Source organism: Dolichospermum circinale AWQC310F, from assembly GCF_000426925.1.
GTDB lineage: Bacteria > Cyanobacteriota > Cyanobacteriia > Cyanobacteriales > Nostocaceae > Dolichospermum > Dolichospermum circinale.
In genome coordinates, this window is the sequence record NZ_KE384711.1 from 125,397 (window position 1) to 141,617 (window position 16,221).

The following is a 16,221-nucleotide window of genomic DNA, read 5'->3' on the forward strand; positions in this document are numbered from 1 at the left end:
CCCCCGGATACTAAGAATACCCTAGAGACTGCAACCGTAAATACTATTAATCCTGTACCTTCAGCGACACAGAACGATAATTCCTTTGTTGGTCGGACTGAGTCTCATAAAAAACTAATCCAAAAATTACGCCAAATCAAGGAAGAAAGAAAAAATCCTCAATAATCATTTGTCAGGGGGTAAGAGGGACGAAAATCTCAGCAATTACCAGCCCCGACAGATATGATATAAGTTAATGAAAAATGGACTGGATTACTCTACTGCGATCGCTACAGTCTGACTTTCTCAACAGATTAAAATCTGGTTGTCTACTTCATTGCGAAGTTGAAGGTCAACATAGTGAATTAACTATTATTTCCGGTGATAGATTAAAGACATTACGGGAATTTTGTTGGTTAATGACGGAAAAATATAAACGCACTTCCCCAGTCCGTGATGTTTTTATTAATAACCTTAAAGGTAAATTAGGAGAAGAAGTTGTTAAAGAAAGATTAGCCGATTTTATTACTGAAATAGATTATGAAAAACGCTTTGGTGGTGATGGGAAAAGCGATTTTACCCTCACCACTAACTCTTTAATTGGGGTTGAAGTCAAATCTCGTCACGGTAGTATTGATAGAGTTAGATGGTCAGTGAGTGCGGAGGAAGTGGAAAAAAATGCAGTAATTGTCTGTATTTTGATTCAAGAAGAAGTTAATGAAGCCCAAACAGCATATCACCTTTTATTAGCTGGATTTCTCCCCACGCAAATGATTAAATTGAAAACTGGAAAAATTTCCTTTGGGATTAATCAATTATTATATGGCGGTGGTTTATTTTCCTATTTAGAACAATTTCAAGTTTCCGCAAATTCTCATAAATCTAATTTATCTCAAACTCAGTTAATTAAATCTCCATCTGCACCTGTTGATTTAACAAATTTTTATTTAAGTCTCGGTGATGAATATTTACAAAATGGAGATTATGCAGCCGCAATTAATAGTTATCATCAAGCTTTAAAAATTAATTATAATCATGCTGAAATTTATTACAAACTCGGTTTAGTTAATTGTCAATTAGGAGATTATCACACAGGAATTACTAATTATAGTCAGGCAATAAATATTAATATTAATCATGAGCAAGCTTATAGCAAAAGAGGTTTAGCACATTATCAAATAGGTAATTATCAAGTAGCTATAGAAGATTACAGCCAAGCAATTAGAATTAATCCCCATATTGCAATTAATTATAAAAATCGTGGTGATGTTCGTTCTCATATTGGTGATACTCAAGGAGCAATTGAAGATTATAATCAAGCAATTAAGCTGAATCCTGATTATGCTACCACGCAAAAAGATAGACAAATTGCTCGTTATTTATTAGATGATAAAAATCAATTAAAGCAAGTGATTCCTATTGATTCTGATCATGGTATTAGTTATAAAAACCGGGGACATAATCGGGCTAAATTAGGAGATTATCAAGGAGCAATTGACGATTATACCCAAGCAATTCTTAATGGTGATGATATGGATATTGACGCTTATTATTATCGAGGCAATGCTTACTTTGAGTTAGGAAAATATGCAGCAGCAATTAGCGATTATACTCAAGTAATTAAAATGAATTATCACTATATTAATGCTTATTATAACCGAGGAAATGCCCGATTAGAAATAGGAGATAAACAGGGAGCAGTTGCAGATTTTCATAAAGCAGCAGATTTATATTGGCAAGAGGGAAAATTAGCAGAATATCAAGATACACAGGCTAGAATTATAAAATTAGAAATAGAAGCATCTTTAGATATTTTAAATTTTTAACTATAAGTATAGGTGTATTTCACTCCAACTAAATTCGCTGTAATGCTGTAATATTCAACTTTACAGAAACAAACCTTTCAAAAAATAACCCCCTCTACTACCAGTATCAGGGGGTTTACAAAACTTAATATCCGCCTTCTTCTTCGTATTCTACCTGTCGTTCCTTGACCTTTTTCGGGATATTTACGGGCTTTGGTGCATCATCCCAAGCATCACCATCTAAATCATCATCGTAGTCATCATACTGGTCAGCGTAGGTCTTTTTAGTAGGTTTAGCCTCACTGGGTGCTTCTTGATAACTGTCACGAACCGTCGTCTCACTCCAGTTATCTTCCTCTTCCTCTTCATACCGAATTGACTCATAGGAACGGGCTTTCATAACTTGACGCTGAGGTCTTTCTTCCTCTATGTAGTCTTCTGTCCATTCCTCTTCTTGGGCTACAGGTTCAGGAATACGCACCTTTGGCCGAGGTGCTTCCAGAGGAACACCGCTGGGTAATTGATTACTCGGTGCAACTGTCCGAGGCGGCGTATAACCAAATTCTTCTTCTGCGTCCCTTTCCCAAGGGGCTTTACCAATACCTAGCCGTTCTAAAACGCCTACAGTTAACTGGTTGACTCTTTCTTCAGCACCTTCAAACACAATCAAGCGACTCGGACCAGTGCTGACAACTTCATCTATGGAAAGTTCGTAGGTACTCAAAAACTGGTCAGGAATTTGGGGTAATCCTAAAGAAGCAATGACTATAGTGTATATTTTACCTGTTTCGCCATTAAATTTAAAGCCCCGTACCTTGCCTAAAACTTCACCTGTTTCTGTAATCACTTCCCAGTTCATGAGGTTACTGAGAATCTCTATTTCCACATCTTCGATGACATCCTCATTATCAACTAAGATGACATCACCGATTTGGTTAATGCTGTTGAGATACATATTGCGAGGGAGACTAGAAATAGAGATAAGGCTGTCTCGCAAACTAAGCGCTACAACCTCTCTTTGATCTACATCAACCCAGACTTGACTCACGATACCTAACCGCTTACCGTTGTCGCGGGTAATTACCTGAGTGTTTAATATATCCGAACGTCTAATTACTTGCTCTGAGGTCATTATATACCTAGTCCTGATCTTTAATCCAGTTTATGTATATCACTATTTTTAACAGAAATTTGTCAGTTGTCACTTGTTAGTTGTCTACTCCCTGTTACTTGTTGCTGTGGTGATTCTATCATCAGACAGTGCCAACTTACAACTATCTCAAAACTAACTAAGTAGTTGGTTGTTAAAAATTATCGCTATAGCCAGGGAAAAATGAAGAAGTTTTAAGATATTTCACTTTTCTTCACATATTTTGATGATCTCATGTCCACCTACTTATCTCAAAACTATAAATTATAACTATTTTGTCGGTCGTTCGATTATTTTAGCTGATCCTGACCCATTTGTCCTATCTCAAAATAGACAGTTGTTAATTAAAGTATAGCCAAAATAGAGATTACCAAACCGATTTTACCCAACCCCAACCAGTAAGGCGTTTCCAAAGTCAGAGGTAAAGAAAAAAACAAAAGTAATCTTTTTTTGAGAAAATTAAAAACAGATCACTAATTTTTCGGTTGTTTAATGATTTTAAATAGTAAAAAAAATAGTTTAATCGAAAAACTAAAAGAAATTAAGGAGTTTTGGCAATCTCAAGGTAAAACAGATAAGCTCTGGGTAGTCCTAAGGATTATTAGTTTAGTGTCAGTTTAGCCTTATTAACAATAAATTTTAGTTATAAGCATATCCCCTTTAGTAAAAACGAAGAAAAAAGCTGATTGAACTCTTGTCAAGAAAATTACCTCTCTCAGTCCCCCCTGGGATAACTAGGGCGTGAACTGGACTTTTCCTCCCCTTAGCAAGAGGGGAGGGTGAGGGTGGGGTTAACCAAAGCTAATTTTAGAAAGTGAAAGTGGTCCGTAAAGTACCAACGTATTCAGCACTATTCTTGTCGTTATGCTCAGGATTCAAGATGACTATTACACCTGGAGTAACAAGGATATTATCAGAAAGCTTCATTTTGTAAAGACCTTCTATATGATAAGAAGTGTTAAAATCTCTGGTAATATTACTAGTAGTAGCACCAGTACGAACAGTACCACCTGTTAATTTAGGTGATTGACCGACGATTAAACCCAAAGTATTACCTTCTTTGATGAAGTCTTTAATACCCAAGGTAGCAGCCCAGTACCAGATTTCTCCATTAGTGCTATTACCAGCTAAAGTGCTGGCGGCGGTATAACCAGCCCAACCACCCAGGGTGATATTCTTGGTGGGTTGCAATGTACCTTGTATACCGTAGTTACTTGCTTCAACTCTGGTAGCAGCACCACTAAGACCAAGAGTATTAGCTCTAGAACTACCTGTGGTTCCAAGGAGGCTAGGAGTACCGGATTGATATGTGTGAGCGTAGGTCAAACCAATGTTGATAGCGGGGTTAGGCTTCAAAGCCAATTGACCAAACATGGTGTTATTACCATCGAATAGTCCTTTTCCTGGGTTAGGATCAGCCGCACTGTCTCTACCTGTGGCAAAATAAGCTGCACTCAAGGTTAATTTACCATTAGGATTGACGTTAACAGTGATACCTGCACCGTCATTTGCTTGACGATAAATGGGGCTGAAACGTCCGTAGCGAGATAAAGCACCTGAACCACTGCTTCTAAAGTCAGGGTTGAAAACATTGACGTTTTCGTTTAACTCAGCACCAGTAGCATCAATCCTGACACGAATATTGTCTTTTAAATTGAAAGCGTAGTTGAGTTTATCAATGGCTACACTGTTATTAGTACCACCGTCATAACCCAAACGGGTCATGTTAGTACCAGTACCAAATGTGTCAGGGGTGGCGGCAGCACCAGTAGTGGAGTTGAAAGGGGTAGCGGCAGCGTTTGTGTTGTTAGCTAAAATATTACCCGCATTTAAACGAGTTTGCAATTGATCTGTACCAGTGAAACTACTGTTCAACGTCAACCGCACCCGGTCAGAAAAAGCTGCCTTGGAATTTACGTCTCGTGTTGATGCTGTTGGGGTACCAGTTGTTGTACCAGGAGCAGAAGATTGAAGTGCTGCCTTATCCCCAAAGGCTTGGGAGACGCTGAAAATAGCCTCTCCAGATAGTTTGGTGGTGGTGGAGAATTGATTAGCTTCTAGTTCGCCGGTACGAGCTTCTAAAGCGTCTACTTGACCGCGCAGAGTTGCCAATTCAGTAGAAAATTCTTCTTGTAACCGCTGTAAAGTGGCTAAATCCTGCTTTGTTACTAAATCAGCAGTAGCAGTAGCAATAAGTTCATTCACGCGGTCTAAGCAGGAATTTAAACCAGCAGCAAATTCATAACGACTTAAAGCACGATTACCACGGAAAGTACCACTGGGATAACCAGCCGCACAACCATAACGTTCAACTAGGGATTGTAATGCTTGAAACGCCCAATCTGTGGGCTGTACGTCGGAAAATTGAGAAACAGATGTTACTTGACCCAGGTTGTTGGAATCTTGGGATAATTCAGCAACACTTGTCACTTTACCATTAACTTCACCAGCAAAGGCGCTGTTACCAGCCAATAAGGTCAAGGCCACAGCAGGGCTAACTTTGAGGATATTCCAGAAAGCTTTTTTCATAAATTTTAATTTCTCTCACACCTAAACGAACCGAGCTTATGGTAAAGTCCTTCTTCAGGAAGTTACACATAAGTTTTATGATTTGATTCTACATCATAAATAACACTTAACACAACCAAACATCAAAATTTTTATACGAAGTTATAGTTTTTTTTATTTTTTGATCTTATGATTATGATTGGGTAAACACGAGGTTATGAATCGGATTTTCTTGTCAAATAGGAAGCAAGTGTCACAAAAAATTATCATAGCATCTGGTTGTAGTCAGGGCTTTAGCCCTGATCTTATTTCCCTAACTTCTCAAAGAGAGAAACTTTAGTTCTCACTACAATCTAGAATATTATGCCTGCGTTGAGTCCTGTCAAAAATAGTCTAGGGTATTGCAGGGTAGTGAAGATGAAATCCGTAACCCAGAACTATCAAGCGTTTGGTGCGTTAATAATCGCTAACACAGCCTACGGGAATTAATTTCTGCCGGAAATCCAATTTAACAACGTTGACCTGTGACAATATATGTGACTCGTTGGGCAATGTTGGTAGCGTGGTCTGCCATGCGTTCTAAAGAACGAATGGCTAGGGTTAAGAGTAAAATTGGCTCAATTACCCCCGGAAAATCCTGAATGTGAGCAAAGGTTTGATAAAGATGCTCATAAGCATTATCTACAGCATCATCTAACTGATTCATCCGTTGTCCACTGGTTTCGTCTAACTCCGCCAAAGCAACTAAACAAGTAGCTAACATTGCTTGGGCGTGTTGAGACATAATAGCAATCCTTGGTAAAGAACTATGGGGAGGATAGGGAAAGATTTTAATGGCAATATCTGCCAATTCCTTAGCATAATCCCCAATGCGTTCTAAATCGCGGACTAATTGCATAAAAGCACTTAAACACCGTAGATCCTGTTCCGTGGGTGATTGATGGGTGATAATGGTGGTGCAGTCTGATTCTATTTGCCGATAAAAGCGGTCAATTTTTTTATCTAGTCGGGGTATTTGTTCCGCTGCCATTAAATCGCGGTTAAATAGGGCTTGGTGACAAAGCCGAAATGATTGTTCTACTAAAGCACCCATGCGTAATAAATCCCGTTCTAAACGCCTAATGGAACGTTTTATTTGGGGTGTTTCATGATTCGGTGTATAAAGTACAGTTTCCACGCTGGTCATATTAAAAAAACTATATATTTTCTTAACTATAGTCAAGACTCAGTTGAATTTGTGATCATTTGCGGAAATTGAACTTGTATCCAGGCGCCACCAGTGTCTGGATGGTTCATGGCCTGAATTGAACCACCATGGGCAATAACTATTTGCTGGACAATGGCCAAACCTAAACCACTACCAGCAATTCCCGTTGTAGAATTTACTTCATTGACTGGTGAACGATAACGGGCTTTATCCCCTCGATAAAACCGTTCAAATACGTGAGGTAAGTCACTAATAGCAAAACCAATACCGGCATCAATAATATTTATTTCCAGTATTTGTTTGTGGTTAACTGTAATTATTTTAGTCTCAATGTGAATAGTTGTCGCAGGGGGACTATATTTGATGCTATTATCTAATAGGTTAACAAATACTTGATAAAGTCGGGATTTATCTGCTTTAATGTAAATGTTTTCTAGTCCAGTAGCGGATATACTTAGAGATTTGAGTTGAGCAATTGGTTCTAGGGTTTGCCATACTGAGGCGATAAGCGATCGCATTTCCACCATTTCTAAATTTAACTGCATGGTGGGGTTATTTTCTATTTGTGTCAGTTCTAACCAACTTTGTACTAAATTAATTAGTCGGTCAACTTCTTGCATTAGCCTATTAACCCAACGATCTAAGGGTGGTTCTAACCGGGTTAAGAGGGTTTCCACTACTAGACGAATTGCAGTTAGGGGTGTTCTGAGTTCGTGAGCTAAATCGGAAAAAGAGCGATCGCGTTCTTGCTTGATATCTAGCACCGGCTGGCAATTTTCCAAAAATACGCCTACTTTTCCTGTTGGTAAAGGTAAAGTAGAAGCCCGTAGGAACATAGACTTTAATTGTGTCATCACCTTAGCATCTTCACAAGGGGGATGAAAAACCCATTCTTGTACCTGTGGTTTTTGCCAATTACGAGTTTGTTCAATTAACTGATCTAATTCGTAGGATCTGACCAATTCTAATAATAACCGGACTTGTCCTGGTTGCCATCTTTGGAGATATAATATTTCCCGTGCTTGCTGGTTACACCACAGGAGTTGGTTTTCTTCGTCTACCTGTAAATATCCCAGGGGTGCAAAATCCAGCAATTCCTGATAGGTAGATAAGGACTGCTGTAGATCTTGTCGCTGTCTATTGACTATGGCAATTTCCTGACGTAAGCGAGGTCTGAGCAGCAGTTTGATATTCGTCATTTTCTGGGAATGAGAATTGAACGGTTGCAGTAATCGCTCTAGATACCAGTTCAGATGAACTAGTTGCCAAACCCAAAAACCAAGGCCGACAGCTAAACCCAGTAAAAATCCCAATAAAAACATAGAAGTTGTTAGTTGGTGTATTATCACTCAAAGCTAACAACTATCTTGACCAATTACCCAAATCTGTAACCAAAACCTCTCACAGTAACAATACATTCTGGATGACTGGGATCTATTTCTAATTTTTCTCGTAACCAGCGGATATGAACATCAACAGTTTTACTATCTCCAATAAAATCAGGTCCCCATACCTGATCTAGTAATTGCTCCCGTGACCATACCCGTCGGCTATAATTCATAAAGAGTTCTAACAGCCGAAACTCTTTAGGAGACAAGTTTACCTCCTCTCCACGCACCATAACCCGACACTCTCGAGCATTTAAAGTTATATCTTTGTGCTTGAGAATGGGGGTTTGTGGTGTTACGCTTAAACGTTGGCGACGAAGTAACGCCCGACACCGCGCTACTAATTCCCGCATACTAAATGGTTTGGTGAGATAGTCGTCAGCACCGACTTCTAAACCTAGCACCCGGTCGGTTTCACTACCTTTAGCACTGAGGATTAAAATTGGTACTGAGTTCCCTTGATGACGTAAAAAACGGCAAATATCGAGACCATTGATCTGGGGCAACATTAGATCTAATATCACTAAGTCTAAAGATAATTCCTCGGAATTATGTTCATAACTTTTGAGATATTCTACCGCTGCCCGGCCATCACTAGCTGTGATGATATCATATCCTTCCGCCTCTAAGGACACAACTATCATTTCTCGAATCAATTCTTCATCTTCGACTATGAAGATACGGCTGGTTTTTCCAATGTCCGCTTTCGCAGAATATTTAGTTAATTCGCTGGTATACATTAATTTTTTAAGTGTATAACAAAGTCTAGTATATGGGAAATCATGCCCAGAAGTGATTTTAATTTTTTCTATTTGGTTTATTTGTAAATTTTTGTAGCGGTAATTTTCCGTGAACAGGGAACAGGGAACAGGGAACAGGGAACAGGGAACTTTACTTTTTGTTACTTATGTCGGTTTTTTTCCGTTCACCTACTTATCATCCTTTTGTAGTGAGGGCTTTAGTTAATGTCCGGGCTTGAAGTATCTTAATTAACTATGTATGCTACCATCAGGCATAATCGCACCTGTTAAGAATGTTTCGCTCATATCTGTAGCATTTAAATTTGCACCTGTTAAATTAACCTCGCACAAATTAGCTTCGCTTAAATCAGCACCACTCAAATTTGCTCCTTGTAAGTCTGCTTTCCACATTCTCACACCCCCCATTTTCGCACCACTCAAATTTGCACCCCGGAGATTTGCAGCGGAAATTGAGGCCATGTGTAAATTAGCATCACACAAGTTAGCACCACTTAACAATGCCCCGCTGAGGTCAGATTCGTTTAAATGTGCCATTTCCAATGTAGCTTGAGTTAAATCAGAACCACAGAGAATAATTTCAGATAAGTGCGCTCCTTTTAACTTTGCTCCTTGCAAATTGGCTTTACTCAAATTAGATCCACTTAAAAAAGCATATTTCAGATTTGCTCCTCTTAAATCTGCTCTACCAAAATCCACACCACCCAAGTTGACTCCTTCTAGGTTTGCTCCTTTTAAGACAATGCCATTAAAACTTCTTTCTCCTGTCGCGTATCTAGCTAAAAGTTCTTGAACATTCATATATAGACCTTGATAAAAGAAAGAGGGAACAGGGAACAGGGAACAGGGAACAGGGAAGAGATTTTGGACAACTTTACTTTTCGTTACTTATGTCGGTTTTTTTCCGTTTACCTACTTACAATATAACAGTTAACCTTAATGCTTTTGTATTTATGGATAATAGCAATTTAAAACTAGGCAAACATCTAACTTTAGAAGAATTTTGTACCTGCACTCAAACCTATCAGAAATACGCCGAAAATATCAACCCCTATCCTCAAAATCTACCAGAAGTAATTCCGGCTTTACAGGATTTAAACAAATTTATCATTGACCCAATTATAGATTATTTTGGTAGAGATAAATTTGATCTTACCTACGGTTTTTGTTCCTCAGACTTAAAAAAGTATCTTGAGAAAAAAGACCCAGTTACAGGTCAAAAAAATGGGCGCGTAGCCCCAAATCTTGACCAACATATCAGCCATGAAATTAACAAAAATGGTCAATATTACTGTCAAAGATTAGGTGCGGCCTGTGATTTTCTAATTAGAGACTTACCCAGCACAGAATTAGTAGAATGGATATTACAAAGTAAACTACCTTTTGATTCCCTGTATTTTTACAGTAACTATCAACCAATTCACATTAGTTATGGACAACAACATAAACGGGATATTTGGACATTTAATAACTTAGGAACACCGACAAAAAAAGGAATTGAAAACTGGATAAAACTAGCAAAACAAACTTAAAAAAACTCTATTCTTCCTCTCTGCGACTCTGGGACTCTGCGTGAGCAAAATTATTATTTTTTTGTCGAGTTCTCAAAGCTGCTTTCAGTGCTTTTAACTTATAAGAATCCGCATCCTTGCACCAACTTAACCTATAACCGTTAATAACAGTGCAATTTTCTTTTAAGCATTTTTTCCAACCAGAAAGATGACTAATACTGTGCCAATTATCCAAAAGTCCTCTGTTTTCTTCTTGACGAGTTAATTTAGCAAATTTCTCATATTGGGGATAATCGGGAGTGACTAAAGCATCTATTTGGTGTAGTATTGGTGGGTCATCTTCTAGATCATAATCTTGATAAGTAACTTGCAAGTCTCGTAAATCAATTGTCATCACTTTTGATAACACTGGGTGGGGGTTGGTATCAAAATCAGGGTAAAATAAATAGGATATTTTCGCTGTTTTTAGGTGGAATTTAATCACATTTGCGGCTTCTAATCTGCCAATAGTGCGACTAGCGCAGCCTTCATAAAGCCGTAATAAAGGGTCTATTGCTTGTAATGCGGAAATATGTACCAAAAGGGAATTAGGAAGTTTTTTACCTACTTTGCTTTCTTGACAACGTTTAATGATTAGTTCTGTATTTCCTAAACTACGTAACATTTGATCAGCGTCTAAACAAGCTTGTTTATAACTACTATATAAACCAATTATGTCCTCCTTTACCGCTGGTGCTAATTGTCCTAATCTGGGACGACGGCTAAAATTACACAGTGCTAAATAAACCATGAGGTCTTGACGGCGTTTGTCAGCGATCGCTTGCCATTCTTCTGAGTCAGTTGCCTGTATAATGACATTAAAAGCCCGGCGTAAACTCCCAAATTCCTGAGCAATTTCCACCTCTTGGGGTAATTCACCTTTAATCGGAAGTCTTCCCCGTTCTGTGATAAAATTCATCAGGGGAGTCAATAATTCTTGGTGTTCCTGAAACTGTTTCACACAATTACGTATTCTAGGGGTAGTAGCACAGGACCGGAAACGAGAAACCCGAAATAACTCCGCGTCAACTTCATCTCGAAAGACAAAATAAACACCCAAGCCCACGGGAATAGCATCCACTCCTAACACTTGGTCAATGTAAATTTTTAATTCTTCTTGTTCATAATATTTCTGAAATGTGTTACGGCTAGTGATCACCCCGTCGCCATAAGCAATGACACCGCGTTTAATGTCGGCTATCAACACCTGAGCGGCTACTAACAGTACCTTTTGAGTGAGTTCCCAGGCTTGAATTAGGGCTTCCCGGCGCTCGCTAGTATTTTCAATGACATTGATTACAAAACCAATATTGACAATATCCGCAGCCATGGGCGGTGTGTCTGGGGAATAGTACGGGTCCCAGCCAGAACTTATATAACCTTGTTCAGCCATACGAGTCACATCTCCACCATGTCCACAACCGTAATCAAAAAAGGTGGTTTCTGGGCTAAATAAGCCAGATTCCAGGGCTAAACGGACGGGACGGGATAAATCAGGACGAATAATTGCGGCTTTGTGACGCTCTATTTTTGGGACTATGGTTGTGGCTACAGAACGGCTTTCCCGTTGAATTAAGTGATGTCCCTGAATTTCCACTCCAAAAATTTGTAGCCTTTGTTCCCAACCTAACTTAGTACCAATGCCTTTAGTATGATTAAGTAGACCTAAAGCTACTTGAGCGCGAGTTAAGGCTGCAAAGTCTGCATACAAGGGATATTCTGGGGTAACAAAAGTTTCTTTGCGGTGTAAAATGGGGGGATTTTCCGAATTGCTGTAATCTCGATAACCAACTTCTAGAGTTGCTAAATCCACCTGAATACTATAGTGTAAAGACGGATGAGGGTCTGTATCAAAATGGGGATAAAATAAATAGGAAATTTTGGGTTTATTAGTGCTAAATTTAACTATAGTTGCTGATTGAACTTGAGGTAAAGCCCTACGAACACAACCTTCATATTCTTGCAGCCAAGGGTCAAGAGTATGTAATGCTAAAACATGAATGTAAAAAGCATCTGGTAAAATTTTGCCAAAAGGACTATTTTGGCAATATTGAATTATGTTACCGAGTTCAAGAGGATAAAACTTGGAGAGGTTTTCCTCAAGGGTATGGGTGATATTGTCAGGTTCAAACATGAATCTGTCATCTTGTAAAAATAGAGATAACCTGATTAAAATTACTTTAGTACAAAAAGCTGAAAATGGGAATAAAAAACGTGATAACTTAGACAAAAACACTCAAAGCCTGATTTATCTCCGTCTTAGTTGTCCTAGTAGGTTCCTTCTGATATTGATTAAATATAGCAAAAAGAGCCAAAAGGCCAGAAACAAAAATTTGAGATGAGTAAAGTTTTGTTAATTCATATAAATTGACAATTCTTAATTAAAATCAAGATATTTGTCTAATTATTAAATTTTTAATAATACTTATATCTAGTTATAGATTTATGCAGTCACTTAAGATGACAATTGTGTAATCTGAAAACAACTAACTAATGATTAAATAGAGGTCTAATGACTCCCACAATCATGCGTCAGCTTTGGTCTATAATTGAAGCTACCCACACAGTAACGCTTTTGCAGCTTGATGATGATAGTTTAGTACAGTGGTTGGTAAAACAAATCACCAATCAAGCTTTCTTAGATGCCAGTGAGATTGATTTCCTCTGTGATTATATTCAATCTCGGCTGAGTTTGATTCGTGATTTAGCTTATGAGCGTCAACAAACATGATTAAGTCTTTATGCTACTTAATTCAATTAACTACTGATGGTAAATAACCTTCTACTAAGCAGTCAGAGCCGACAATTCGCCAACTTACCCGTTCCAGAGGTAATGCTTGGGTCATACTGGTTAAACCTAAATCTCCTACAGGTGTGGGAGCATGATTTCCACCAATAATTTTGGGGGCGATAAATGCCATAATTTTTTGGACTGCGCCTTGAGCGATCGCATTAGCTGCTAGAATACCACCACATTCCCATAGTACGCTACAAAAACCGCGCTCATATAAATGAGTCATAACTTGTTCTGGAGTCAGTGATCTAAATTCCACTACCTCCACCCCTTTTTCCCGCAGCACATTTTGAAAAGTCTGTGAGCTACCAACCTCCGTCAAAACTAAAGTTGGAGCTTCCCTAGTATCCCACAAGCGAGCTTGTTCTGGTAAATTCAGACTTCGACTCATCACTACTCGCAGGGGATTATGAGCATCACAGTTGTGGCTAGTTAAATCAGGGTTATCTTGTCTAACGGTGTTTCCACCGATAATAACAGCATCACAAGCGGCTCGTAAGCGATGAACCTCCGCGCGAGCATCTTGATTTGTTACCCAAGCACTATGACCGGAAGTAGTAGCAATTTTGCCATCTAAGGTCATAGCATATTTCAAAATCCCTAAAGGTCGCTGATAGAGGATACGATGAATAAACCCTTCATTTAATCGCCGACAAGCTGCTTCTTCTACGCCGACGACAACTTCTATACCAGCAGCACGTAACCGCGCTATACCGCCACCAGCGACTAAGGGATTAGGATCAACCATTCCCACCACCACCTTAGACACCCCAGCATTAATTAATGCTTCTGAACAGGGGGGAGTGCTTCCATAGTGGTTGCAGGGTTCAAGACTGACATAAATAGTGCTTCCTCGCGCTCCTTCTCCTGCTGCTTTCAGGGCAAAAACTTCTGCATGAGGTTCACCCGCACGGGGATGAAATCCTTCCCCTACAACTTCCCCGTTTTGAACAACCACTGCCCCGACTAAGGGATTTGGTGAGGTCCGCCCCAAGGCTTTAGCAGCTAGTTCTAGACAGCGTAGCATCATCGCAGAATCAAAGTCATTAGCGATTTTTTCTGTAACTACAGCCTGTTCTACAAGAGGATCTTGAGAAAAAGATAGGGATGTTGGCGAGATTTCCGGGTGCTTATCCATTGGACTTATGAGTTACGAATTAATTTTATCTGCTGCCACCAGCGATTAAGAGGATAATAAACTACCGGTGCCCACAAACTGCTAAGAATTGCCGATGCTAGGGTAACACGCTGGTAATAGGTCCAAATGCTGGCTACATGACGATTTCCTGCCAAAGACAACTGCACAGCAAAAATAGTATCTGCGACCACAGCCATCCCAAATACAATTAAAGCAATAGAAATAAAGTCTTCTTGAATAAACCGCTGCTTTTGGATTAGTGCCGTTAACATCCCTATTATTCCCAAACCCAAGGCATGAGTTGGATCTGGTGATGTCATTGCGTCTTGCAATAGCCCCAAAATAATACCTGATAGTATGCCAGATAATACTGACCGGTTTACACTCCAAGACACTACCCAAATTAGTAGCCAGTTAGGAGTTATACCTAATAACTCCATCCCAGGGAGGCGAGTTGGCAACATGAATAAACATAACATCACTGTGTTGAATATTACCATCCAATCTATAAATTGATGCCACCAAGGATGCCATTGGACTAATGGCGGCATCAAAAAACGGGATTTTCGGGCTGGTGTTGCTGCTTTTTTGTTCCTTTCTCCAGGAAATCCGGGTATTTTCATCGTTTCGGTGATTGGTGATTATCTTTCATCAGCAGATATTGAAGCATTCTAAAGATTTGAAAAAAGCTTAGAGCAGCAATTACAAAAAGCTAAAACACACAAAGATCAAACTCCATAACCTAACTTTAACCACAAGATGTTAAATCTAGTAACGTTGAATGATAAAAAACCAACGTGAAAGCACAAGTATTTAGAGGCGTAAATCGCCTATCTTACGAAGAAGTCCCAGTTCCCACACTGGAAGCAGATGAAGTTCTGGTCCAGGTGCGGGTTGTCGGTTTGTGTCAGTCAGATATTAAAAAGATTCGCTATCCCTTGTATGAACCGCCACGCATATTTGGACATGAAACCGCTGGAACTATTGCGGCTGTTGGTTCTCAGGTGCAAGGGTGGCAAGTAGGACAACGGGTAGCGGTGATGCACCATATACCATGTATGCGTTGCGCCTATTGCTTAAATGATAATTTCTCTATGTGCGATGTTTATAAAAATATCTCCACTAGCGCGGGTTTTAACCCCAGTGGGGGCGGTTTTGCTGAGTATGTGAAAGTTCCAGCCCACATTGTGGAAAATGGTGGCTTAATTCCCATTCCTGATCATATCAGTTTTGAAGAAGCTAGTTTTGTTGAACCTACTAATTGCTGTTTAAAAGCTGTTAAAAAAGCCCAAATTGCACCGGGACAAACTGTATTAGTCACCGGTGCAGGTCCGATTGGTTTAATGTTTATGATGTTGGTGAAGTTCTTTGGGGCTAAAGCGATCGCTACAGACCTCTTACCTTCTAGAATTGAAAAAGCTCTAGCAGTAGGCGCACAAGCAGCGTTTGATGCCCGTGATCCTGATTTACCTGCGAAAGTTCAAGCTTTGACTGGGGATATGGGTGTCCATGTGACTTTATTAGCTGTTCCTAGCGATAAAGCGTTTTTTCAAGCTTTGGACTGTACTCGCAAAGGTGGAAAAATCCTATTTTTTGCGGAATTTCCCGATGAATTGACTATTCCCATTAATCCTAATATCCTCTATCGTCGAGAAATAGATTTAATGGGTAGTTATAGTTCATCCTACCGTTTACAAAGTCTATCTGCGGATATTGTCTTTAATCGCCGCATTGATGTTAAAGCTTTAATTAGCGATCGCTATCCCCTGCAAGATTTACCACAAGCCGTAGACCAAGCGATCGCCCCAACAGCAGAAACTTATAAAATCTTAATCTATCCCTAAGAAAACCAGGGGAGAGGGGGTTTGAAACTGAAAGCATTTATGAAGTTTTATATCATTTCTTAATTTTGTAGTTTACACTACAGATTTTTATGTACTCATG

13 protein-coding genes are annotated in these 16,221 nt (G+C 39.3%); 4 read left to right on the forward strand and 9 right to left on the reverse strand.

The genetic code is table 11. The features are described 5' to 3' along the window. The first annotated feature begins 242 nt into the window (after positions 1-242). Positions 243-1,805 (forward strand): tetratricopeptide repeat protein, encoded by a 1,563-nt coding sequence (locus tag ACIR310F_RS0118745; protein ID WP_028085135.1) that lies wholly within the window; start codon positions 243-245, stop codon positions 1,803-1,805. 124 nt (positions 1,806-1,929) lie between these two features. On the opposite strand, the gene ACIR310F_RS0118750 is transcribed toward ACIR310F_RS0118745, so the two are convergent. The 6 genes from ACIR310F_RS0118750 to ACIR310F_RS0118780 form a co-directional block, all read right to left on the reverse strand. Further along, positions 1,930-2,916: a PRC-barrel domain-containing protein gene (locus ACIR310F_RS0118750; RefSeq protein ID WP_028085136.1), complete on the reverse strand. Its 987-nt coding sequence runs from the start codon at positions 2,914-2,916 to the stop codon at positions 1,930-1,932. An 825-nt stretch (positions 2,917-3,741) separates the two neighbouring features. Continuing rightward, entirely contained in the window at positions 3,742-5,463 is a 1,722-nt protein-coding gene (locus ACIR310F_RS0118760; RefSeq protein WP_028085137.1) for an iron uptake porin, read from the reverse strand. Positions 5,464-5,950: 487 nt separating this feature from the next. Continuing rightward, positions 5,951-6,628 carry a phosphate signaling complex protein PhoU gene (gene phoU, locus ACIR310F_RS0118765; protein WP_414534270.1) on the reverse strand — a complete coding sequence of 226 codons (678 nt, stop codon included), beginning with the start codon at positions 6,626-6,628 and terminating at the stop codon, positions 5,951-5,953. A gap of 32 nt (positions 6,629-6,660) precedes the next feature. Beyond that, positions 6,661-7,971 (reverse strand): sensor histidine kinase, encoded by a 1,311-nt coding sequence (locus ACIR310F_RS0118770; RefSeq protein ID WP_028085139.1) that lies wholly within the window; start codon positions 7,969-7,971, stop codon positions 6,661-6,663. A 53-nt stretch (positions 7,972-8,024) separates the two neighbouring features. Next, positions 8,025-8,777 (reverse strand): winged helix-turn-helix domain-containing protein, encoded by a 753-nt coding sequence (locus ACIR310F_RS0118775; protein WP_028085140.1) that lies wholly within the window; start codon positions 8,775-8,777, stop codon positions 8,025-8,027. A 249-nt stretch (positions 8,778-9,026) separates the two neighbouring features. Further along, positions 9,027-9,596 (reverse strand): pentapeptide repeat-containing protein, encoded by a 570-nt coding sequence (locus ACIR310F_RS0118780; RefSeq protein ID WP_028085141.1) that lies wholly within the window; start codon positions 9,594-9,596, stop codon positions 9,027-9,029. A gap of 152 nt (positions 9,597-9,748) precedes the next feature. Here ACIR310F_RS0118780 and ACIR310F_RS0118785 point away from each other — a divergent pair, with 152 nt between their 5' ends. Further along, the gene (locus ACIR310F_RS0118785) at positions 9,749-10,327 is read left to right on the forward strand and encodes a hypothetical protein (RefSeq protein ID WP_028085142.1); all 579 of its coding nucleotides are present in this window, start codon (positions 9,749-9,751) and stop codon (positions 10,325-10,327) included. A gap of 7 nt (positions 10,328-10,334) precedes the next feature. On the opposite strand, the gene ACIR310F_RS0118790 is transcribed toward ACIR310F_RS0118785, so the two are convergent. Further along, positions 10,335-12,479, reverse strand: coding sequence for a DNA phosphorothioation-associated putative methyltransferase (locus tag ACIR310F_RS0118790; RefSeq protein ID WP_035368453.1), 2,145 nt, complete (start codon positions 12,477-12,479; stop codon positions 10,335-10,337). Positions 12,480-12,857: 378 nt separating this feature from the next. Between ACIR310F_RS0118790 and ACIR310F_RS0118795 the strand changes: the two genes are divergently transcribed. Continuing rightward, positions 12,858-13,076, forward strand: a complete 219-nt coding sequence (locus ACIR310F_RS0118795) for a hypothetical protein (protein WP_028085144.1) — start codon at positions 12,858-12,860, stop codon at positions 13,074-13,076. 22 nt (positions 13,077-13,098) lie between these two features. Here the strand turns inward: ACIR310F_RS0118795 and ribD are convergent, their stop codons facing one another. Together ribD and mreD are read right to left on the reverse strand one after the other, a co-directional pair. Beyond that, on the reverse strand, positions 13,099-14,169 hold the full coding sequence (gene ribD, locus ACIR310F_RS0118800; protein WP_414534271.1) for a bifunctional diaminohydroxyphosphoribosylaminopyrimidine deaminase/5-amino-6-(5-phosphoribosylamino)uracil reductase RibD: 1,071 nt from the start codon (positions 14,167-14,169) through the stop codon (positions 13,099-13,101). Positions 14,170-14,282: 113 nt separating this feature from the next. Then, positions 14,283-14,900, reverse strand: coding sequence for a rod shape-determining protein MreD (mreD, locus tag ACIR310F_RS0118805; protein ID WP_028085146.1), 618 nt, complete (start codon positions 14,898-14,900; stop codon positions 14,283-14,285). 174 nt (positions 14,901-15,074) lie between these two features. Between mreD and ACIR310F_RS0118810 the strand changes: the two genes are divergently transcribed. Next, entirely contained in the window at positions 15,075-16,121 is a 1,047-nt protein-coding gene (locus tag ACIR310F_RS0118810) for a zinc-dependent dehydrogenase (RefSeq protein WP_028085147.1), read from the forward strand. The last annotated feature ends 100 nt before the right edge of the window (positions 16,122-16,221 follow it).